This is a genomic window from Granulicatella seriolae (genome assembly GCF_024543085.1).
Taxonomy (GTDB): Bacteria; Bacillota; Bacilli; order Lactobacillales; family Aerococcaceae; genus Granulicatella; species Granulicatella seriolae.
Genome location: NZ_JANHNZ010000009.1, coordinates 33,423 through 54,146, shown reverse-complemented (window position 1 = coordinate 54,146; position 20,724 = coordinate 33,423). Strand labels below are relative to the sequence as shown.

At 39.5% G+C, this 20,724-nt stretch carries 19 protein-coding genes and 1 pseudogene; all 20 read left to right on the top strand.

Annotated features, from left to right (window positions below):
- Positions 1-384 precede the first annotated feature (384 nt).
- The 20 genes and pseudogenes from abc-f to NPA36_RS08255 all read left to right on the top strand — a co-directional run bounded on the left by abc-f (position 385) and on the right by NPA36_RS08255 (position 20,713).
- Positions 385-1,845, top strand: a complete 1,461-nt coding sequence (gene abc-f / locus NPA36_RS08350; RefSeq protein WP_256945671.1) for a ribosomal protection-like ABC-F family protein — start codon at positions 385-387, stop codon at positions 1,843-1,845.
- A 61-nt stretch (positions 1,846-1,906) separates the two neighbouring features.
- Positions 1,907-2,260, top strand: a complete 354-nt coding sequence (locus NPA36_RS08345; protein ID WP_256945670.1) for a Fic family protein — start codon at positions 1,907-1,909, stop codon at positions 2,258-2,260.
- Positions 2,261-2,504: 244 nt separating this feature from the next.
- Positions 2,505-2,705: a helix-turn-helix transcriptional regulator gene (locus NPA36_RS08340; protein ID WP_256945669.1), complete on the top strand. Its 201-nt coding sequence runs from the start codon at positions 2,505-2,507 to the stop codon at positions 2,703-2,705.
- Positions 2,702-3,172, top strand: a complete 471-nt coding sequence (locus tag NPA36_RS08335) for a DUF6773 family protein (protein WP_256945668.1) — start codon at positions 2,702-2,704, stop codon at positions 3,170-3,172. The genes NPA36_RS08340 and NPA36_RS08335 overlap by 4 nt, the downstream gene beginning before the upstream one ends.
- A 389-nt stretch (positions 3,173-3,561) precedes the next feature.
- Positions 3,562-4,350 (top strand): TrmB family transcriptional regulator, encoded by a 789-nt coding sequence (locus NPA36_RS08330; RefSeq protein WP_256945667.1) that lies wholly within the window; start codon positions 3,562-3,564, stop codon positions 4,348-4,350.
- Between the two features lie 21 nt (positions 4,351-4,371).
- Positions 4,372-5,226 carry a sulfite exporter TauE/SafE family protein gene (locus NPA36_RS08325; RefSeq protein ID WP_256945666.1) on the top strand — a complete coding sequence of 285 codons (855 nt, stop codon included), beginning with the start codon at positions 4,372-4,374 and terminating at the stop codon, positions 5,224-5,226.
- Positions 5,227-5,245: 19 nt separating this feature from the next.
- A complete protein-coding gene (locus NPA36_RS08320) occupies positions 5,246-6,241 on the top strand; it encodes an ornithine cyclodeaminase family protein (protein ID WP_256945665.1) in 996 nt (331 codons plus the stop codon).
- Between the two features lie 421 nt (positions 6,242-6,662).
- Entirely contained in the window at positions 6,663-7,283 is a 621-nt protein-coding gene (locus NPA36_RS08315; RefSeq protein WP_256945664.1) for a hypothetical protein, read from the top strand.
- Positions 7,284-7,848: 565 nt separating this feature from the next.
- Complete coding sequence (locus NPA36_RS08310) at positions 7,849-8,919, top strand: winged helix DNA-binding domain-containing protein (RefSeq protein WP_256945663.1); 1,071 nt, start codon at positions 7,849-7,851, stop codon at positions 8,917-8,919.
- Between the two features lie 12 nt (positions 8,920-8,931).
- Positions 8,932-9,270: pseudogene (locus NPA36_RS08305) on the top strand (GNAT family N-acetyltransferase); the annotation flags it as partial.
- A gap of 117 nt (positions 9,271-9,387) precedes the next feature.
- The gene (locus NPA36_RS08300; protein WP_256945701.1) at positions 9,388-9,936 is read left to right on the top strand and encodes a DNA-3-methyladenine glycosylase I; all 549 of its coding nucleotides are present in this window, start codon (positions 9,388-9,390) and stop codon (positions 9,934-9,936) included.
- A 295-nt stretch (positions 9,937-10,231) separates the two neighbouring features.
- On the top strand, positions 10,232-11,671 hold the full coding sequence (gene proS, locus NPA36_RS08295; protein ID WP_256945662.1) for a proline--tRNA ligase: 1,440 nt from the start codon (positions 10,232-10,234) through the stop codon (positions 11,669-11,671).
- 315 nt (positions 11,672-11,986) lie between these two features.
- Positions 11,987-12,649: a hypothetical protein gene (locus NPA36_RS08290; protein ID WP_256945661.1), complete on the top strand. Its 663-nt coding sequence runs from the start codon at positions 11,987-11,989 to the stop codon at positions 12,647-12,649.
- 430 nt (positions 12,650-13,079) lie between these two features.
- A complete protein-coding gene (locus NPA36_RS08285; RefSeq protein WP_256945660.1) occupies positions 13,080-14,594 on the top strand; it encodes a UDP-glucose--hexose-1-phosphate uridylyltransferase in 1,515 nt (504 codons plus the stop codon).
- Positions 14,595-14,605: 11 nt separating this feature from the next.
- Positions 14,606-15,643, top strand: coding sequence for an aldose epimerase family protein (locus NPA36_RS08280; protein WP_256945659.1), 1,038 nt, complete (start codon positions 14,606-14,608; stop codon positions 15,641-15,643).
- Positions 15,644-15,672: 29 nt separating this feature from the next.
- Complete coding sequence (gene lepB / locus NPA36_RS08275; protein ID WP_256945658.1) at positions 15,673-16,194, top strand: signal peptidase I; 522 nt, start codon at positions 15,673-15,675, stop codon at positions 16,192-16,194.
- A gap of 75 nt (positions 16,195-16,269) precedes the next feature.
- Positions 16,270-17,001: a tRNA (adenosine(37)-N6)-threonylcarbamoyltransferase complex dimerization subunit type 1 TsaB gene (gene tsaB, locus NPA36_RS08270; protein WP_256945657.1), complete on the top strand. Its 732-nt coding sequence runs from the start codon at positions 16,270-16,272 to the stop codon at positions 16,999-17,001.
- Positions 17,002-17,029: 28 nt separating this feature from the next.
- A complete protein-coding gene (gene rimI, locus NPA36_RS08265) occupies positions 17,030-18,091 on the top strand; it encodes a ribosomal protein S18-alanine N-acetyltransferase (RefSeq protein ID WP_256945656.1) in 1,062 nt (353 codons plus the stop codon).
- A gap of 1 nt (position 18,092) precedes the next feature.
- Positions 18,093-19,121, top strand: a complete 1,029-nt coding sequence (gene tsaD, locus NPA36_RS08260) for a tRNA (adenosine(37)-N6)-threonylcarbamoyltransferase complex transferase subunit TsaD (protein WP_256945655.1) — start codon at positions 18,093-18,095, stop codon at positions 19,119-19,121.
- Between the two features lie 527 nt (positions 19,122-19,648).
- Positions 19,649-20,713 (top strand): PTS transporter subunit IIC, encoded by a 1,065-nt coding sequence (locus NPA36_RS08255; protein ID WP_256945654.1) that lies wholly within the window; start codon positions 19,649-19,651, stop codon positions 20,711-20,713.
- Positions 20,714-20,724: the final 11 nt, after the last annotated feature.

Sequence of the window (20,724 nt, the reverse complement as noted above, 5' to 3'; positions counted from 1 at the left end):
ACCTCAATCAAGTATAATAAAACAAACAAATGAATTTGAGGTGGGAAAATGAAGTAATTTCTTGCAGGTAACCAAGTACAAACAAACCAAACTAGCCCATGCTTTTTTGGTGTGCTTATGCAAGAAGTTATTCTTTTCCTCTAAATGATCCACTGGGCTCAGTCTATCTATAGGTCTGGGCAAGTATATTTATGAGCTGCGAGAATAAGTCCATTCTTGCAGCTCATATTTTTTATGCAAATTTTGACAAGGAGGTTGGTCCAATGCGCATAGCTGCTAATTTACGAAGACACGTTACTTTTCAATAAAGTCTGATTTCATGGGCTATTTTAATGCCTGAGACTCCGACTTTGTTAGAAGCCATTTACAAAGGAGGACACCTATATGTCATTAATTAATGTAACAAACCTAACGTTTAGCTATGAGGGTAGCTACGATACTATTTTTGAAGAAGTTAGCTTTCAGATAGACACTAATTGGAAACTCGGTTTTACCGGCCGTAATGGTCGTGGAAAGACGACTTTCTTTAACCTGCTGCTTGGAAAATATGAATACAAGGGAACGATATCAGCTGATGTTACCTTCGAATACTTTCCTTATGAAGTTGAAAACATGGATGATGTTACCATAGACATCGTCCGCCAAATAAGCCCACAAGCCATGGATTGGGAAATTGAGCGTGAGCTGTCCTTACTAGATATGGATTATGATGCCCTATACAGACCTTTTGGCACTCTATCCAATGGCGAACAAACCAAAGTCTTGCTGGCCGCTATGTTTTTGAAGGAAAATGCCTTTCTACTCATAGATGAGCCCACCAATCATTTGGATATAGACGCCAGAAAAATGCTCAGTGCCTACTTGAATAAGAAAAAGGGCTATATTTTGATTTCCCATGACCGCTTGTTTTTAGATGATTGTATTGATCATATCTTGTCTATCAATAAGACCAATATTGAGATTCAAAAAGGCAATTTTTCATCCTGGTGGGCTAACAAAGAGATGCAGGATAATTTTGAACGTGCTGAGAACGAGAAGTTGAAAAAGGACATCAAGCGTCTGACCAAAGCCGCTAGACGTACTTCAGACTGGTCGGACCAGGTGGAAAAAAGTAAAGTAGGAGCGGCGGATAAGGGCCATATTGGGCATATGGCGGCTAAGATGATGCAAAAGTCCAAAAACCTAGAACGCAGACAAAAGAAATCCATTGAGAAAAAATCGCAACTTCTAAAAAATATTGAAGCTAAAGAAGAATTGAAGATTGTTAGCTTGAAGTTTCACGATAAGAGGGTGCTTGAATTAAGCGATATCGCCATTCATTACGGCGATAAGCTGGTCTGTGAAGGCATCAATTTTACCATTGAACAAGGAGAAAAAGTTGCACTCCAAGGTAAAAATGGTAGTGGCAAGTCCAGCATTTTAAAACTAATTTTAGGGCAAGACGTTCCTTATGAAGGTCTACTAAAAAAGAATCCTCAGCTAGTTATCTCTTATGTATCGCAGGATACCTCTCAATTACAGGGCAATCTAATAGATTTTTCGAAGCAGCATGACCTAGACCAAATTATCTTTAGGGCTATGTTGAACAAACTGGACTTTTCTAAAGACCAATTCGAGAAAAATATTGAAGACTTGAGTCAAGGACAAAAGAAAAAAGTCCTTATCGCTAAAAGTTTGTCAGAGCGTGCCCACCTCTACATCTGGGATGAGCCCTTGAACTTTATTGATGTTATCTCACGCATGCAGATTGAGAATCTGCTCAAAGAACAAGATATCACCCTTCTATTTGTAGAACACGACCGAGCATTTTGTGAGAGTAATGCTAGTAAGGTGGTTAAGTTGTAATACAATAAATTGACTAATCAAACTGTCACTTACCGCTAAAAATTCAGACGGTAATGGTCGTATGGGAAGACTTTGGCAAAATCTGATCCTATCAAAATGGAATGAGATTTTTCAATGGATACCAATTGAGACGATTGTTTATCAAAATCAATCACAATATTATGACATGCTTGCTATTGGTGGAAAAGAAAATGATTCAAGCAAATTCATTGAGTTTATGTTAGAAGTTATTCTTCAAACGGTTTCTGATGTCTATATAAGTAGAGAAGAATATTCGGAACCAATCATTTTGAGCGATAAAACGAGCGATAAAATGAGTGATAAAATGAACGATAACGAAAAATTATTTTTCAAAAAGATTTATCCATATCTAAAGGTGCATGGAGAAATTGGGAATGCAAAGCTACTCAATTAAGTCAAAAATCTAGTGGGACAGCACGTAGATATTTAGTTCGGCTTGTTGAACTAGGCTTTTTAGTAACTAAAGGTGAGAATCGAAATCGCAAGTATATATTAATAGATACAGTTAAAAAGGATAATAATTGACTATCAAAGTAGCAGACCGAAAAATGGTTTGCTATTTTTATGAAACATAATGTAATATATAGTTGACATTAAGTGTGTTATTCATTACAATATAAGTGTAAGGAGGGAACTGGATGAAAAATAAAAAGATGAAGATTGCACGTATTGAACTAGATATGAACCAAGAAGACCTTGCTAATGCAGTTGGTGTGACAAGACAAACGATTGGACTAATTGAAGCGGGCAACTATAACCCGACCCTCAAGTTGTGCCTTGCTATCTGTAAGGTACTCGGAAAAACATTAAATGATCTATTCTGGGAGGAATCACAATGAAAAAACAAGTTGTTACAGATGAAAGAGTCGTTAGTCAAAAAAGAATAGTAGCCAGTGGAGCTTTTCAAATCGTCATGATAGGACTGCTGGTATCGGTACTAGTACAACAGTATTATTTTAAGGCACCATTTTCACAATATATAGTGGAGATGATAATCTTTCTCTTTGGTACTGCCTATATTCTTATTGGAAATATACTTGTGGGAAATGATGTTTTTAGCTCAAAGCTATCTGGACAAAAAATTATTATTATCAACAGTCTGATAACAGGCTTAGTTGTGGCAATAGTAAACTCCTACCTTAATAAGGACCTCTTTAAACTAGGTACTGGAATTGGGTGGGCAGGAATTTTAGTGACTTTTATTGCTGCAACCATATTTTCCTTTCTGACATTTGAGCTTCTCTACATTTTAAATAAGAAAAAACAAGAAAAGATGGAATCAGAATTATTTGATGATAAAGATTAAAAAATAAGAATAAGCTAGTCTACGAGGTTATATGTAGGCTAGCTTATTTGTATTTAGGGGGATAGAAAAAACTTTTTAACCTGTAAACAAAGTTTTATATCACAAAAGAGTTCCCGAGAAATATTTCCGAAATAACAGTGCAAAGGCTGACGTAGAGTAGCTGTTCGACTTTTGTCGATTACAGATACGTGGCAGTTAAGCTCGGAGACTGAGGCTCACAGTGGTGCCAGCTTCCTTATTTCTGACAGCCGACATCTGGAGACTTTAATACCTTAAGCAGAAATTTTTCTAGATCAAAAAAAATTTAGCGAAAAAGATTGTAATTTCACGAACAATGATATATAGTAGTCACTAGAGTAGCTACTATATTTTAAAGAAAGGAAATGCCTATGATTTTTTCGACGATGAAACATTTTGGTTATTCAGAGTTGGAATCGAAAGTCTATTTAACACTCTTGGAACATGGCGCTCTGACCGGATACGAAATTAGTAAAAAGTCTGGAGTTGCTCGTTCGAAAGTCTACAATGTTATCGAGGGTTTAGTACAAAAAGGGGTTATCCTAGTTAACAAATCGCAACCGATTCTTTATTCAGGATTACCATCTGACGAATTTTTGGATAAACTAAAACACTCTACAACCAATGATCTCAAAGCTTTAGACTCTTACTTGACTAAGGTAAAACCAAAAGAGGAAGATAACCTACTTTGGAAATTAGACAGCATGGAAACCGTATATGAAAAGGCCATTTATATGTTGAATCATGCGCAAGAGAGTGTCTATATTCAGATTTGGAGCCAAGAATTAAGTTCGGAATTGATAGAATTGTTAACAGAAGCCGAAAAACGAATTGAAAAATTTGTCTGTATTTTATTTGGTCCGGATACGGATAACCAGTTGCCCTTTAAACGGTATTACGATCATGGTTTTACCGAGATGAAACTGCAGGACATGGGTTCACGTTGGATTAATCTAATTTGTGATAATAAAAGCGTACTTTTTGGAGCTGTTGGGGATTCTTGTGATGTTATTTGGACGCAAAATAGTTCTATGTTGTCGCTAGCTAAGGAGTACGTCAAACACGATGCCTATACTTTGAAGATTATTGGTGAGAATGAGCCTATCATGAAAAAAGTTTACGGCGATCATTTTGAAAGAGTTAGAAATATTTACGAATAAAAAAATTTAAGGAGATGTCACATGTCAGTTAAAAATATTTTGTTAATATTGGTAGTCTTAGTGAATTCATATTTTGCTTTTGTCTTAATCAAAGACTTTATTGCTCACAAAGGTGAGATTATGAAAGAAAAGGCAAGTTCGATTGGGTTGGTATTTTCAAGTGCTATTATTTTCTTCTTCTCAACGTTAGGAATTTCAGATTTTGCCGTTAGTACCTCTCTCTACCCAAAATTGAACTGGGTTAGCATTAAGAAGTTACCTGGAACCTTGAATACACAGTGTACAATTCCTGTTGCGGTTATGGCTTTGGCTTATATTCAAAGTATTGAAGTTAGTATCGTGACTCTGTCTGTGTGTATCATTAGCCAAGTTATCGGTTCTTATTTTGGGGCCAAGTTTGCGGTTAAGTTACCTGCTCAAAAACTAAAACTTTCTATCGGGATTGGTATGCTCATTGCTGCGCTAATTATTTTTGGTGGGAAATTTGGTTTTCTTCCAGCAGGCGGAACTGAAACAGCCTTGACTGGTATCAAATTAGTTATTGCAGCTGTTGCTCTATTTATCTTTGGAGCCTTAAACAATATTGGTATTGGATCATACGCGTTAACTATGATTACTGTTTACTTACTTGGACTTAATCCTGCTGTAGCTTTCCCAATTATGATGGGTGCAGCAACTTTCTCAGTACCTGTAGGAAGTATCCAATTCGTTAAATCAGGCGAATACAGCCGTAAGATTACCTTGTTTACCTCAACTTTTGGGGTTCTGGGAGTGCTTTGTGCCGTATTTATTGTGACTAGTCTAGATGTGGCTATGTTACAATGGGGAGTAGCTTTCATTTTAATCTATAGTGCATATGGTATGTTGAAAAAATAGAAGTATTGGAGGAATTTAGATGTTATTTTTAAATAAAGAAGCTATTGAAAACTCATTTAACATGGTGGATGCTATTGAAGCTAGTAAGGCTGCCTTGGTAATGTATTGTCAAGAGCAGGCCAATGTACCGCTAAGAACCAATATTAACGTGACAGAATATGAAGGTCAAAGCCTTTACATGCCAGCCTACACTAACGGCCAAGTTGAAGCTTTAGGCGTAAAAATCGTATCGGTCTACCCTAAAAATATTGAAAAAGGCTTGCCATCAGTACCATCTACCATGGTGGTTTTGAATCCTGAAACAGGAATCGTATCTGCTGTTTTGGACGGTACGCATTTGACACAGTTACGGACTGCTGCTGTTCAAGGTGCTGCAACAGACTTAATGGCTAATAAAGATGCAGAAATTGCGGCTCTAATCGGTACAGGTGGGCAAGGATTCCAACAAGCTATTGCCATGATGACGGTTCGTGACTTGAAGGAACTAAGAGTTTTCGACATTAACTTTGAACGTTGTAAGGAATTTAGTGCCCAACTACAAGAGTACGCTAATGGCAAGTTCTCTACTAAAATTATTGCTGTCGAAACATCAAAAGAAGCTGTTACAGGTGCTGATATTGTTACAACAGTTACCACGTCTAAAATGCCTACTTTTGACGCGGCGGATATCAAGGCTGGTGCTCATGTAAATGGTGTTGGGTCTTACACACCGGAAATGATGGAGTTACCGACTGAACTTTTAGTCAAAGCTAATAGTATTATCTTTGATACCAATGATGGTGTGCTTGCGGAAGCGGGTGACATTATTACACCACTGAAAGAGGGCAAGATTTCTAAAGAAGATTTGAAAGGTCAACTTGGTGAGGTGGCGCTTGGAAAAGTGACAGCTAGACACAGTAACTCAGACATCACAGTCTTCAAAACCGTAGGAACAGCCGTCTTAGATGTAGTAACTGCTCATCTAATCGTAGAAAAATGCCAAGAAAATGGTCAAGGTGTAGAAGTTAATTTTTAAAATTAAGAATGGGGCTAGGCAAAAAGTCCCTGCTGCTATTTAAACAAAAGAGTTTTGCGAAAATCTTATCAGAAATGAGAACGGTGGCACCGCCGTGAGCCAAGGTCTCACTGGCTTAGCTGTCTACGTGGCTGTAATCGGCTGAAGCCGAAACATCCACTGTACGCCAGCTATGCTTTACACCGTTATTTCTGGTAAGATTTTCGCAAAACTCTTTTGTGCTTTAAAAATAAATAATAATCGTTATGGACTTTTTGCCCAACCATCGTACTCCTCGCTCGCTATTAAAGAAGCTACTTCCATGTTAAACTGGGTATGTATGACAAGAGAAGCTGCGTGAAAAATTCAAGGATTATCTAGTAGGATACACAGAAACTTAAGTGTAGTAGATGTTATCGGTGTAAGCGGAGGGGGAGATTGTATGAGAACATTACAATTAGAAAGAGATATATTTTTTATATCGAAGGAGTTCTATGATGGCAATATAGAAACTTTGCGGAATGTTTTAGTGATTCCTAAAAAAGATTTTTTTGATCACTCTGACTACTCAAACGTAGTCAATGTAAGCAATCATGCTACTTGGAAAATAACGTTTGACTATGCCATTATTACAAAAGAAGGTTGGTATGAATCAAACAACGAGTTGTTTAAAAAGGCCTTATTGGAAGAATCTATCAAAAATGGAACGATGATGGTACTTAATGATGAATTATTAACCATAAAAAAATGGAATGGTTTAGATTTTGAAGCAAAAACTAAGTTTATTGAACAACGGGATGACCCTGAATATAAAACAGATCTTGATGCTATAGAAGGGTTGGAACATTTAAAAAAATTCCATAATATATTTCCAAATAATCATGGAGCAAACTGTTTTGCCAGTGTCATGTATGCTGTAACTACCAACGAAGAATTGATTAATAATTGGGTGTTTAGTGATACACTATTTTTATTTTTAGAGACATATGGTTACCAAAAGCTAACAGAGTCAGATATCAATTTGATAGAATCTGGAGATGTTTTAGTTATTTATTCAAGTTAAAAACCCATACATGGGACCTACTGTATTAATGATGAGCTATGTTTTAACAAGTTTGGACAAACCATGCACGAGCAGTGGGCCATATGCGAAATAGATTATGTAATCCAAGAATTTGGTGCTTCTTCTTGGTCCATCTATAGAGAAGACAAAAGTAAGCTGAACAAAAATTTGTAATAAATAAAATTCACTTTTAAAGCATAAAATAAAGGGCTGGGCAAAAAATCTAAATGCTAACCAAATAAAATAGTTCCCCAGAAATCTATCCGTACAGAACGGTGTAAAGCATAGCTGACGTACAGTGGATGTTTCGGCTTCAGCCGATTACAGCCACGTAGACAACTAAGCCAGTGAGACCTAGGCTCACGGCGGTGCCACCGTTCTCATTTTGGATAGATTTCTGGGGAACTATTTTATGATTTAAAATGCTTTTATTTTACTCTAGACTTTTTGCCCAGCCCCACTCGATAGCAAGCACGAAAAGCTCTTGTTCGCTATTAAAGCAGCCATTTTCATGCTAAACTGGGTTCATATGTGAAGTCAAATTTCAGTAGAGGGAGCTATTTTTATGGACAATCACTTGCTGACAATACGAGAAGACCGACTATTGAAGAGTGGGCTAGTGGATCAATATCAGTCGTTGGAAACTTGTGTCAGAGATCATATTGGGATTCAAGCACAGTATACCAACTATTCCTTAATATCCATGCTACTTCGAACCCAAGAACACGTGGACATCGATGATATCTATCAAAGCCCAAACTTGATTCGTTCGTGGATTCAACGAGATACCGTTCATTTTCTGCATAAAGATGATTTCTTTGCCATCAGTAGCCTAAGACAAAGCAAGCATAGTTGGGTATATGACTACTTTGAACGTCACGAGATTCAACATAGGGATGTCTTGGACTTTATTCATAAACAAGTTCCAGAAGAAGGGATTCTTTCTACCCGCCTTTCTGAATTACTTAAGGCGCAATTCGGCAAAGAAGCCAATAACTGGAGTAGCGCTCTAATTCTAGGGAACATCAACCACCGTATTTATGGAAAAGCCAGTGACAAGGGCATTCTTTTTTATCAATTCCAAGATTCGGATAAAGGTCAGATGACACATTTAGACTGGCAAGACCTCTTTGAAAATTATCTTAAAACCTATGGGCCTGCTACCTTGAATGACTTCGCTCACTGGATGGGAATTGGGATGATGCAGCTTCAAAAGGTTGTTGATTTGAACGCAGAGGTAGTCGAGAAAATAGAACTTGGTAAGAAGAGTTACTATTCATTTAAAAATACCCAGACTAAGAAAGTTAGTCCTTCCAAAAAGATTGACTACCCAATTATTCTGAGCAAGTTTGACCCACTAATGGTTTCCTATAAAGATAAATCTTGGCTGCTCAATGATATGAATGCTAGAACTATCTGGGGTAGTGGTGGTCAGATCGAGGCAGTTATCCTTGATGAAGAGGGCATTATGGCAAGTTGGCGTATGAAGACTACTCCTAAAACAATAAGCATAACGATTCAAGCATTCAAGCCAATTCAAGAAAATGACAAAGCAAAGCTCCGTGAAAAATTCGAGCTATTATCTAGGCGAATGCATCGAGACATGGTTACGATAGAGTTTATTAGTGCAACTTAAGGAGGTCAATCCATGGGGATAGGCGAAATAACCAGCAATAAGAAGGTCTTTTTAGACTTGTTACTTTTAGCAGATGAGCAAGAGAGCATGATTGATAGCTATTTAGAAAGAGGTAGATTGTTTGTCCTTGAAGAGGATGAAAAGCCAATAGGGCTCTGCCTTGTGACAGACCAAGGAGATTCTATCTTAGAGCTTAAGAATTTAGCGGTGGCTGCTGACTATCAAGGTCAAGGTTACGGTAAGCAGTTAATCAATTATATAGAAGAAACTTTTCAAAACGACTTTTCTGTACTGAGAGTTGGTACGGGTGATAGCCCACTAACGCTTGGTTTCTATGAGAAATGTGGCTTTATCAAGACTGATATCATCAAAAATTTCTTTATCGATAATTACGACCAGCCCATCTATGAAGCTGGTAAACAGTTGATAGACATGATTGTGTTAGAAAAAACACTCAAGGCAAATACTATCAGCAGATGTTCTTGGGCGATCCATAGCCCTTTAGAAGAAAAATACCACGATACGGAATGGGGCAAGCCAACTCATAATGAAAGAGAACTTTACGAGTTTTTGCTATTAGAAAGTATGCAAGCTGGCTTGAGCTGGTATACGATTTTGGTGAAACGTCAGGCGTTTTCAGATGCTTTTGACCAGTTTGATTACCAAAAAATTGCCACTTATGGCGAGGAGAAAGTAGCTGAACTCTTGGGCAATGCTGGAATTGTTCGCAATCGGCTTAAAATCCGAGCCGCCATTTCCAATGCACAGGCTTTTATGGAGGTTCAAAAAGAGTTTGGTAGTTTTGATGCTTATATTTGGAACTTTGTTGAGAACACACCTATTACGAATCCTTGGCAGACGATCGAACAAGTTCCGGCTAAGACTCCTCTAGCTGAAATCATCAGCAAGGACCTAAAAAAACGAGGCTTCAAGTTTGTCGGACCGACCATTGTCTATTCCTACATGCAGGCTATTGGCATGGTCAACGATCATTTGGTGACTTGCGCCTTTAAATAGCAGATTTTGTTTGAAAACCTGTGATAAATCAGTTATGATAGGAACAGTGATTAGACTAGTAGATAGCCTATGTGTACAGAAAGCTCCGTTGCTGAGAAGGGGCCACCGCTGAACTATTGAACCTGCTAAGAGAATTGTTTATGAAAATAGACCGGTGTAGGCACCGTTATCAATGTACAAGAGAAATAAGTAGTCAAATCGCTTATTTAATAAAGGTGGTACCGCGAGTCTTTCGTCCTTTTCATAAGGAGAAAGACTCTTTTTTATTGAAAAAATACAAGAAAGAGGGAAAAAGATGACCAACTTACAAAAAGAAGATTTTTCAAAATGGTATATTCAAACGATTCAACAGGCTGACTTAATGGATTATTCGCCAGTACGGGGCTGTATTATTTTTAAACCAGATAGTTATGAGATCTGGGAACATATTCAAGAGGAGTTTAACCGCCGTTTCAAAAAAGAAGGGATTCGCAATGCTTACTTCCCAATGTTAATTCCTGAAAGTTTTTTTACCAAAGAAGCAGACCATATTGAGGGCTTTGCACCTGAATTGCCATGGGTAACAGAAGCAGCTGGTGAAATATTAGAGGAGCGTCTTGCTCTACGTCCAACCTCTGAAACAATGATTGGGACAGCTTTTAGTGATTGGATTAACTCTTACCGTGATTTGCCATATGAAATCAATCAATGGGCCAATGTATTCCGTTGGGAAAAGAAAACTTTACCATTTTTAAGAACATCTGAGTTTCTTTGGCAAGAGGGACATACCGCGCATGAAACCGAGTCTGAGGCTCGTCGCCGTACCTTACGTATGTTGACCATCTATAAAGAAGTAGTCGAAGAACTATTGGCGGTTCCTGTTTACGAAGGGCAAAAAACTCCTTCAGAACGCTTTGCTGGTGCTGTAGATACCTTCTCCATCGAATCTATGATGAAAGATGGTAAGGCGGTTCAAGCTGGGACGTCTCATTACATGGGGACTAAGTTTGCCCAAGCTTTTGACATTAAATTCTTGAACCGTGACAATGAGCATGTTTTTGCTCACACAACGTCATGGGGCGTTTCTACGCGTTTGATTGGTGCTTTGATTATGACCCATGGAGACGAACAAGGTTTGGTATTGCCTCCACGTGTTGCGCCAACCCAAGTTGTCTTGATTCCAGTTGGTCCTTGGAAGAAAAATCCTGAAATTGTTGAACGATTAGCTGCTATTCAAAAAGAACTGCTAGCAAAAGATGTTCGAGTGAAATTAGACGATACTGATAATTCACCAGGTTACAAGTTTAATGAGTGGGAACTAAAGGGTGTACCATTGCGCATTGAGTTTGGCCCAAGAGACATGGAAAACAACCAAGTTATGACCAAACTTAGAGACCAATCTGAAAAAGTTGCGGTTAAACTGGACGACTTAGAGGATTACATTTTCACTCAACTGGACCTTATGCAAGGTAGATTGTTAGAAAGTGCTAAGGAAATGAACCGAGCTAATGAATACACCAATATAGATACCTTAGAAGAATTGAAAGCTCATATTGAAGCTAAGAAAGAAGAAGGGGAAGTGCCTGGTTGGGTATTAGCTGGTTGGGATGGAACAGAAGAATCTGAAGCAAAAATCAAGGAAGAAACTGGCTTTACGACTAGAAATATTCCATACGCACCACCAGTTCTTAAGAGTAAATGTATCGTAACAGGAGAAAAAGCTAAGCATACTGTTTGGTTGGCAAGAGCCTATTAAGTTTAATCTGGATAGGCAAGGAAATTTAATTAAACAAATGTTCTTGGTCAGTAAAGAGTCTCCAAGGTATTGGTCAGAAATAACGGTGTATGAGCATAGCTGACGCACAGTGGATGTTTCGGCTTTAGCCGATTACAACCACGTAGACAGCTAAGCCGGGAGACCAAGGCTCACGGCGGTGCCACCGTCTTTATTTCTGACCAATACCTTGGAGACTCTTTGCTAAGCACTAATCAATAGAAAATTCTACCACAAACCAATATCGCTAAGAAATCGAAATCGTAAACCAATTGGAACACCACCCAAGGAGCAACTATGTCTACCAACAATAAACACCTATCAGCTTTTCAAACCATTTTCTATCTAACCGTATCCATCCTCATTAACGCTATGGGGAATGGATTAACTGTGGCCTTAAACCTAGGTAGTGCTATGTGGACGGCTTCGGCTGTCAATATTTCAAACTATTTTAATATACAGCTAGGCTCGGTCATGGTTGGTTTGGGAGTAACGTGTATCGTCATCAATGCTATCATAAATAAAAAAGTAGACTGGAAAAAAATATTAGGGAATCTAGTTTTTATGGTTCCCTTCAGCTACTTAGTCGCTATGTTCTCGCTTTTGTTCGCTTACTCAGGAATAGGTGAATTACCTTTAGCTATTCGCGTCTTCTTAGATATTTTTGGCATTATGATGTTAGCCACAGGGGTATCCATTTACCAACGGGTCAACTTAATCTTGCACCCAATAGATGAACTCATGCACAGCATACGTTTCATCTACTGCAAGGGAAATCCTGCAATAGCGCAAATCGTATCATTTATCCCACCTATGCTTATCCTAATCGGTATGTTCATCATCAGTGGGCAACTGTACGCTGTTAACATCGGAACCTTAGTGTCTTTACTCTTCCAAGGAAGTTTTGTTGGACTAGCGGACAAATACATTTTCCCAAGCTTAAAGCACCGCTTTTTATAATTAGGTAAAAGTTGCAGCAGATACCTGATGTAGGTAAAGATATTAGCATATTAAAGAGTTTTTAGCTCCTCTATCGGAAATAACGGTGTATGAGCATAGCTGACGCACAGTGGATGTTTGGCGCTTTAGCTGATTACAGCCACGTAGACAGCTAAGCTAGTGAGACCTAGGCTCACGGCGGTGCCACCGTTCTGATTTCCGATAGAGGAGCTGGAGACTCGCATAGATCAAGCAAAATTAATGACTAGTCTCTTTATTAATCTAACCAAGAACACAAAATGTATAAGGAAACGCTAAAAAGAAGAAAAACTCTTGTATTCAAGAGTTTCTTTTACTAGTATTGAATGTAAAGGAATACATTACCCTTGTGAGCATAAGTCCAATTGACAGAAAGCTCAAAACAAGTGATAAGAGAAAGGACCTTTGCCTTATGCCAGTAGCCATTGAGCAACTTATTGTTGACTTTGTAACGGAGTCTGTAAGAAAGAACCTCACCCATAGTCTAGATACGACCTATACGATCAACCGACTTGCAGTCATTTTACAAGTCAAGGGTTTGATAACCGGCTTATCAGCCAGAGAAGAGCGACCAAGCTTATTAGAATTATTGGAACAATTAGTGGATTACGGACAAGTTAGTGGACTGATTGAAGATAGCTCAACTCAACGGCAACAATTGGAAAATGACATCATGGACCAAGTGACGCCAAAACCATCCACCATCAATAAAAAGTTTTGGGTTAATTACAAGACAGCACCCATCAAGGCTACAGACGAGTTTTACCGCCTTTCGCGCAAGGCCAATATTGTACGAACAAAAGATATTGAAAAAAATATCGTCTTCTCAGGACCAAGCCCATATGGTGACCTAGAAATCACCATCAACCTGTCCAAACCCGAAAAATCTTCCAAAGACATTGCTCTCGAAAAAATGGCCACAGCACAAGAATACCCTATTTGCCGACTATGTATTGAAAATGAAGGGTATGAGGGCCGTGTCGATTGGCCAGCAAGAGCCAACCACCGCTTGGTACGCCTAGCACTTTTAAATGGGCTTTGGTACTACCACTATTCGCCTTACGCCTACTTTAATGAACATGCCATCTTCTTGTCTGAAAAGCACGAACCAATGGTGGTTAACCAAAATGCTGTTAACCGTCTCTTGGAAATCGTCACTATCTTTCCACATTATTTTGTGGGCTCCAACGCTGGGCTTCCTATTGTTGGAGGGTCTATATTAGGTCATAACCATTATCAAGGTGGTCGCTATGTCTTTCCCATGAATAAGGCAAAAACGTTTGCTCAGGGGTCTATGAAGGATTTTTCAAGTGTCAAAGCCGACTTACTTCACTGGCCAGTTTCCGTGGTAAGACTTAGAGGTCAAGACCGAGACCAAGTTGAAATGGCGGCACTAAGCATCGTGGACTTGTGGAAGGATTATTCTGATGAGTCGTCACATATTTTCGCCTTCAGTGGTGGGCAAGAGCACAACGCCGTGACCTTGATTGCTAGTCGAAACGGATCGGAATATGAACTCCATCTAGCCCTTAGAAACAATCGTACTACGGAAGAATTTCCAGAAGGGATTTTCCACCCCCATCAAGATGTGCAACATATCAAAAAAGAAAATATCGGTCTGATTGAAGTCATGGGGCTGGCTATTCTGCCACCACGCTTAAAGGAAGAAATAGCCTTTGTCAAAGCTTTTCTCTTAGATGAAATAGGTCTAGATGAAGTTTCGCCAATTCATCAGGATTGGGCACAAGAGTTAAAGCTTCAACATACCTTTACAGAAGAAAACAATCAAGAACTCATAGAACAAGCTATTGTCAAGAAGTTTCAACGTGTCTTAGAAGATGCTGGGGTATTTAAACAAACACCAAGTGGCAGGCAAGCCTTTTTAGATTTTGCAGCACAATTCATGAATATTTCAAAAACAAGTTAGGAGGAAAAGTGATGAAAGACTATCAAGTAGATGTATATGGAACCTTTGAAGGGACAGAGGTTTTGCGCTACACCTTTGAAAATGAAGCTGGGCATCGGTTAGTTGTGATGACTTATGGCGCGACTATCCTAGAATATTGGACGCCAGATAAAAATAATACCTTTGAAAATATTACTATTGGGTTTGATAACTTTGAAGATTATATCCAAAACGCACCAAAATGGGGTGCTGCTATTGGTCCAGTTGGTGGACGAATTGCAAAAGGTCAATTTACCCTAAATGGGCAGGATTATCAGTTAGAAACCAATCAAAATGGCAATCACCTACATGGAGGAACGACGGGTTTTGATGGTGTTCTCTTTCAAGTGGACAGCGTAGATAACCATGGAATTACTTTATATGAAGCTAGACCTGATGGGACAGGCAATTATCCTGGCAATCTACAAACTTGGATTACTTATAGCTTGGATGAAACAGGCGATCTACAAATTGACTACAAGATGGAAAGCGATCAAGATACCTTGGTCAATCCAACCAACCATACCTACTTCAATCTTTTGGCAGATGACCAAAAAACGGTAGATTCTACCATATTCCAGTTGAATACAAAAGGCTTGGTGACGGTGAATGACAATAGCATTCCAACGGGACAAATCGATCAAGAGTCTGATGTTGTCAAAGGCTTACAAGAAGGACTCACTTTCGCACAAATTTTTGCTAGCGACCATCCTCAATTGGTGTCAGCTGGTGGCTTAGACCACCCTTTTGTCCTTGACCTTGATGTTACTGAAAAGGGTAGTCTCTATGAGGCATCAAATGGGCGTCGTCTGAGCTTTGAAACTGACAGACCAGCTGTAGTGGTTTATACTTCTAATGGATATGATGACAAGACCTTTATTAAAGGGCAGGTGCCAAAAGCACATATTGGGGTTGCCTTAGAAACACAACAACTACCTGATGCCATTAACCAAGAAGGCTTTGGCGATATTCGTTTACTAGCCGGACAAGTCTTTCAATCCACTACCATTTACCATCCGTCAGTGGTTTAAGCTAAAGCTAATGAAAAAGGAGGAAACTTATGTCTCGATTAGAAGAATTTATTAAGAATATCCTCTTGTTCCTTTTGGCTATAGCCATTGGAATTGGCTTACGAACCTTTGTTTTTGGGGCCTATATTGTTGAAGGTCAATCCATGAGCCCAACTATGCAAAACGGACAAGTTGTTATGGGGTTGAAATTACTTGGCGACATTGAACGGTTTGACATTATTACTTTTAAGGGGACAAATGGTAAGGATATGGTCAAACGGGTCATTGCTTTGCCCGGGGACCGGATTCGTTATGAGGGAGACCAACTCTATATCAATGACCAATTGATTGACGAGGTCTTTTTAGATGAGAGAAAGGCTCAAGAATCTAGTCTGGTAACCGAGGATTTTTATGTAGCAGATGTTGTTCCTCAAGGGATGTACTTTGTTATGGGGGATAATCGTGATCATTCTACTGATAGTCGGGACTTTGGTTTTATTAGCCACAGCTCCATTTATTCCAAGGTCAAACTCATCCTTTTTCCCTTTGAGTATTTTCGATGGGACCCTTAAGAGTTTTCACTTCCATCCTTTCAAAAATATGCTAAACTATTACGGTAAATGAAAGCGAAAGGAGCTAGTCAATCAATGAATATGTTAGCCATGGATTCATCCAATAAGACTATGACAGTAGCCATAATGGAAGATGACTGCTGCTTAGCGGAAATCACCGTTACCAATACTCTGCAACATAGTACACAGTTAATGCCAGCTATCGAACAAGTTTTTCAACAATCAAAACTAAAAGCTAATCAGATTGACCGTATTGCGGTGGCACAAGGACCAGGCTCCTATACTGGACTTCGGATTGGTGTCACGCTAGCCAAAACCTTAGCCTATGCGATGAATTGTGAATTGGTCGGAATCTCTAGCCTAGCCGTCTTAGCAGCAAATGTAGACGAACAAGCTGCACAAGGGTCGCAACTAGTACCTTTTTTTGATGCTCGAAGAGATAATATTTTTACTGGTGTCTATGCTTGGCGAGAGGGACAGCTAGTAGAAACACAAACTGAGAGACACATTTCTTGGGAAAAGTGGTTGGAATTGCTACAAGCTTCTAAAGAAAACTACCACTTTATAGGGCAAATGGATTCTGCTCAAGAGGCCCGTGTTTTAAGTATCTTAGGGGATAGAGCTCATTTTGCTGACGAGGGAGAAACTATTCCTAAAGCTAGTCAACTAGGGCGATTAGCCCTTTCTGCTAACCCAGTAGACCAAGCTACTTTTACACCTACCTATTTAAAGCTGGCTGAAGCAGAAGAAAATTGGATGCAAAACCATCCTGATATGCAGGAGGTTGATTATGTGGAACGTCTTTAGGGAGTGGTTTCACGGTTGGTGGAACCGAATGAAATATCTACGTGACCCATCCCGTATTCCAGTACCTGTATTTTCACAACTTGACCAAAGTCACAAGCGTATTCAGCTAGACAATGGTCATGTGGCAACCATTCGTATGGCAAATCATCAAGATATTGACGCCATTTATCAAGTGGAATATGAAGCCTATAATGGCAATCCACCCTGGTCGCGCTATCCATTTGTTGTGGATATCAAGCAGTCGGTGGATGCCGTTTATTTTCTCTTGGAATATCGTCAAGAAGTCGTTGCCTTTATCGGATCCAGATTTTCGGACAATAAAGATGTACATATCACTAATGTGGCTGTGATACCAGAATATCGCTATCTAGGCTGTGGCAAAAAGCTAATCGAACGGTTAGAAGAAGCGGCTAGACAATACGGTCAAGAGCAACTGAGTTTAGAAGTTCGGAAATCCAATGCCAAGGCAATTAAGCTCTATCACAAAATGGGCTTTTCACAGACGGGTTATAAGAAAGATTATTACACGCCAGATTTTGAAGATGCCATTGAAATGACCAAGAAATTGCTGCCACAAACACCAAGTTCATTTTTAACAGCGGAATATAGTTTTAGTCGTTTAACTGCAAATGAACCTTTACCGATTCTGCAACAAATCTATCGTTTGGTGCAACAAAATTATCATTATGCTTCTAACTGGACACAAGAAGGCTTTCAAGAAGATTTGCAAGCTGAGACTAGTCGTTATTATGGTATCTTTTGTCAAAAGGAACTAATTGGTTTTGCAGGATTTCAAACGGTCTTAGATGAGGCAACTTTGACCAATATCGTTGTCTCTCGTGATTACCAAAGACAGGGATTGGCCAAAAGACTCTGGTCCATGGCTTGGTATGACTTGAAGAGCCAAGGCGTTAAATCCATCTTTCTCGAAGTAAGAGAGTCTAACCATCGGGCGAGAGCATTTTATGAAGAAATCGGGTTTAAAGAATATTATCAACGACGAGATTACTACCATCAACCGTTAGAAGATGCATTCTTATATCGCTATGACCATGAGGAAGTAGCACATCAAACAGGACAAGGAGCTTAGTATGGAAACAGAAGAGCATAAATCAACTTTAATACTGGCTATCGAATCCAGTTGTGATGAAACCGGTGCGGCTGTCATTGAAGACGGCAAAACTATCCTATCTAATGTGGTTGCTTCACAGGTTAAATCCCACATGCGTTTTGGTGGCGTCGTGCCAGAAATTGCTAGCCGACACCATGTCGAGCAAATGACTCAAATCATTGAGCAAGCCCTGCTTGATTCTGGTAAGACCTTAGAGGATATGTCAGCTATCGCTGTAACTCAAGGGCCGGGATTGGTTGGGGCGCTCTTAATCGGTATTTCGGCTGCCAAGGCGTTAGCTTTTGCGGCACAAAAACCATTAATTGCGGTTAACCATATGGCAGGGCACATTTATGCCAACCAACTGGTAGAGCCCTTAGAATTTCCTTTGATGGCACTTGTGGTTAGTGGAGGGCACACGGAACTGGTCTATATGCCAGAAGACGGTCATTTTCAAATTATTGGAGAGACTAGGGATGACGCAGCTGGGGAAGCCTATGATAAGATAGGACGAATTCTGAATTTGCCTTATCCCGGTGGTAAGAAAATGGATGAGCTGGCGCATGAGGGGCAGGATGTCTTTCATTTTCCTCGTGCTATGATTCAAGAAAGTCATTATGATTTTAGCTTTAGTGGGCTCAAGTCGGCGGTCATTAACTATGTTCATAATGCCAACCAAAAGGGAGAGACTATTTCTCAGATGGATTTGGCTGCGAGTTTTCAGGCTAGTGTGGTGGAGGTTTTGGTTACTAAAACTAAAGCTGCCCTAGAAGAATACCCAGTTAAGCAAGTCGTTTTAGCTGGGGGAGTGGCTGCCAACAAGGGGCTTCGTAGCAGTATGAGCCAGATGATGCAAGATAACTTCCCTCAGGTTCGTTTTTCCATTCCGCCACTAAGCCTCTGTGGTGACAATGCAGCTATGATAGGTGCTGCGGCTTATAGTCAGTACCTTAAAGGGGATTTTGTGGACTATAGCTTGAATGCTGTTCCTGGATTGGAGTTGTCGTAAAGGGACTGGCAAAAAGTCCGTATTACAATAAAACAAAAGAGTTTTGCGAAAATCTTATCAGAAATGAGAACGGTGGCACCGCCGTGAGCCTTGGTCTCACGGCTTAGCTGTCTACGTGGCTGTAATCGGCTAAAGCCGAAACATCCACTGTGCACCAGCTATGCTTATACACCGTTATTTTTGATAAGATTTTCGCAAAACTCTTTTGCTTAAATAGCTGCTTGGACTTTTCGCCCAGCCCCAACATCCACTGTACGCCAGCTATGCTTTACACCGTTATTTCTGGTACAGTTCTCGGGAACTCTTTTGTGATTTAGAAATAAATTATATTCTTTACAGACTTCTTGTACAGTCCCTTGAATTATTTTATTTCTTTGGGACTGGGTTCCTCCAACTCACCACAAATTCTAAAGAAAATCATAGAATATTTTTCCGGATAATAATTTACTATTCCCTTATCAAATGGTATATTCTTACTTGTCTATGTAAAAATTATGTAGAATTAATCATAAAAAGGAGAAGGTATCATGTCACAAGTAAAAGCTTCAATTACACCCAAGCAATTTTTAATGAATATTCTAAATGGCTTAGCTTTAGGAACAGTGGTTTCATTGATTCCGGGTGCTCTTTTTGGAGAACTGCTAAAAGTTTTATTGCCAGTTTTTCCACAAGGGCAAACGTTACTTCAAGCGGTAACCATGTCAAATTCTATGATGGGAATCGTTATCGGGGTAATTATTGGATTAATGTTTAAATTTACACCGATTCAAGCAGCGTCAGTTGGGCTTGCGGTTATTTTTGCAGGAGGTGCACCAAAATTTGATCCAGCTGTTCAAGGGATTGTTTTCTCAGGAACGGGAGATATTATCAACATGGGCTTAACCGCCGCATTAGCAGTAGCTATTATTCTTTTGATTGGTGACAAGGCTAAGGCTTACACCGTTCTTGTTATCCCAACCGTCTCTCTCTTGGTTGCTGGTGGTATTGGTCGTACTATCTTACCGTATGTACAAAGCGTGACCGTTCTTTTAGGTCAAGCAGTTGCTTCATTATTAACCTTACAACCAATCTTGATGAGTATCTTAATTGCAATGATTTTCTGTTTCTTGATTGTTTCCCCGATTACAACTGTCGGAATTGCCGTTGCTATCGGAATCTCAGGGATCGGTTCTGCTGCAGCAAACCTAGGTATTTGTGCCGCTGGTTTTGGTCTTGCCATTGCTGGTTGGAAAGTCAACTCAGCAGGAACCTCTGTAGCCCATTTCATCGGTTCGCCTAAGTTATCTATGGCAAATGTTTTAACCAAACCAAAAATCTTGTTGCCAATGCTTTGTAGTGCTGCAATTCTGGGAGCTCTTGGCGCTATCTTCAATCTGCAAGGAACCCCTATGAGTGCCGGTTTTGGCTTTAGTGGGTTAGTTGGTCCAATCAATGCCTTAAACTTGGCACCTGGTGGCTGGACAATGGGTAATATTGTCCTAATCACTCTTATTTTCTTAGTAGCACCAGTTATTTTAGGCTTAATTTTTAATCATTTGTTCGTTAATGTGTTTAAAATTATTCAACCAGAAGATTATAAAATTACTATTTAAATAGGAGGATG

Coding starts and splice junctions, on each gene's coding strand:
- NPA36_RS08325 (WP_256945666.1), top strand. CDS start 4,372: ATGTCAGTTAAAAATATTTTGTTAATATTGGTAGTCTTAGTGAATTCA.
- rimI (WP_256945656.1), top strand. CDS start 17,030: ATGAAATATCTACGTGACCCATCCCGTATTCCAGTACCTGTATTTTCA.
- NPA36_RS08315 (WP_256945664.1), top strand. CDS start 6,663: ATGAGAACATTACAATTAGAAAGAGATATATTTTTTATATCGAAGGAG.
- tsaB (WP_256945657.1), top strand. CDS start 16,270: ATGAATATGTTAGCCATGGATTCATCCAATAAGACTATGACAGTAGCC.
- NPA36_RS08285 (WP_256945660.1), top strand. CDS start 13,080: ATGCCAGTAGCCATTGAGCAACTTATTGTTGACTTTGTAACGGAGTCT.
- NPA36_RS08290 (WP_256945661.1), top strand. CDS start 11,987: ATGTCTACCAACAATAAACACCTATCAGCTTTTCAAACCATTTTCTAT.
- NPA36_RS08320 (WP_256945665.1), top strand. CDS start 5,246: ATGTTATTTTTAAATAAAGAAGCTATTGAAAACTCATTTAACATGGTG.
- lepB (WP_256945658.1), top strand. CDS start 15,673: ATGTCTCGATTAGAAGAATTTATTAAGAATATCCTCTTGTTCCTTTTG.
- NPA36_RS08345 (WP_256945670.1), top strand. CDS start 1,907: ATGGGAAGACTTTGGCAAAATCTGATCCTATCAAAATGGAATGAGATT.
- NPA36_RS08255 (WP_256945654.1), top strand. CDS start 19,649: ATGTCACAAGTAAAAGCTTCAATTACACCCAAGCAATTTTTAATGAAT.
- NPA36_RS08310 (WP_256945663.1), top strand. CDS start 7,849: ATGGACAATCACTTGCTGACAATACGAGAAGACCGACTATTGAAGAGT.
- tsaD (WP_256945655.1), top strand. CDS start 18,093: ATGGAAACAGAAGAGCATAAATCAACTTTAATACTGGCTATCGAATCC.
- NPA36_RS08280 (WP_256945659.1), top strand. CDS start 14,606: ATGAAAGACTATCAAGTAGATGTATATGGAACCTTTGAAGGGACAGAG.
- proS (WP_256945662.1), top strand. CDS start 10,232: ATGACCAACTTACAAAAAGAAGATTTTTCAAAATGGTATATTCAAACG.
- NPA36_RS08330 (WP_256945667.1), top strand. CDS start 3,562: ATGATTTTTTCGACGATGAAACATTTTGGTTATTCAGAGTTGGAATCG.
- NPA36_RS08340 (WP_256945669.1), top strand. CDS start 2,505: ATGAAAAATAAAAAGATGAAGATTGCACGTATTGAACTAGATATGAAC.
- abc-f (WP_256945671.1), top strand. CDS start 385: ATGTCATTAATTAATGTAACAAACCTAACGTTTAGCTATGAGGGTAGC.
- NPA36_RS08335 (WP_256945668.1), top strand. CDS start 2,702: ATGAAAAAACAAGTTGTTACAGATGAAAGAGTCGTTAGTCAAAAAAGA.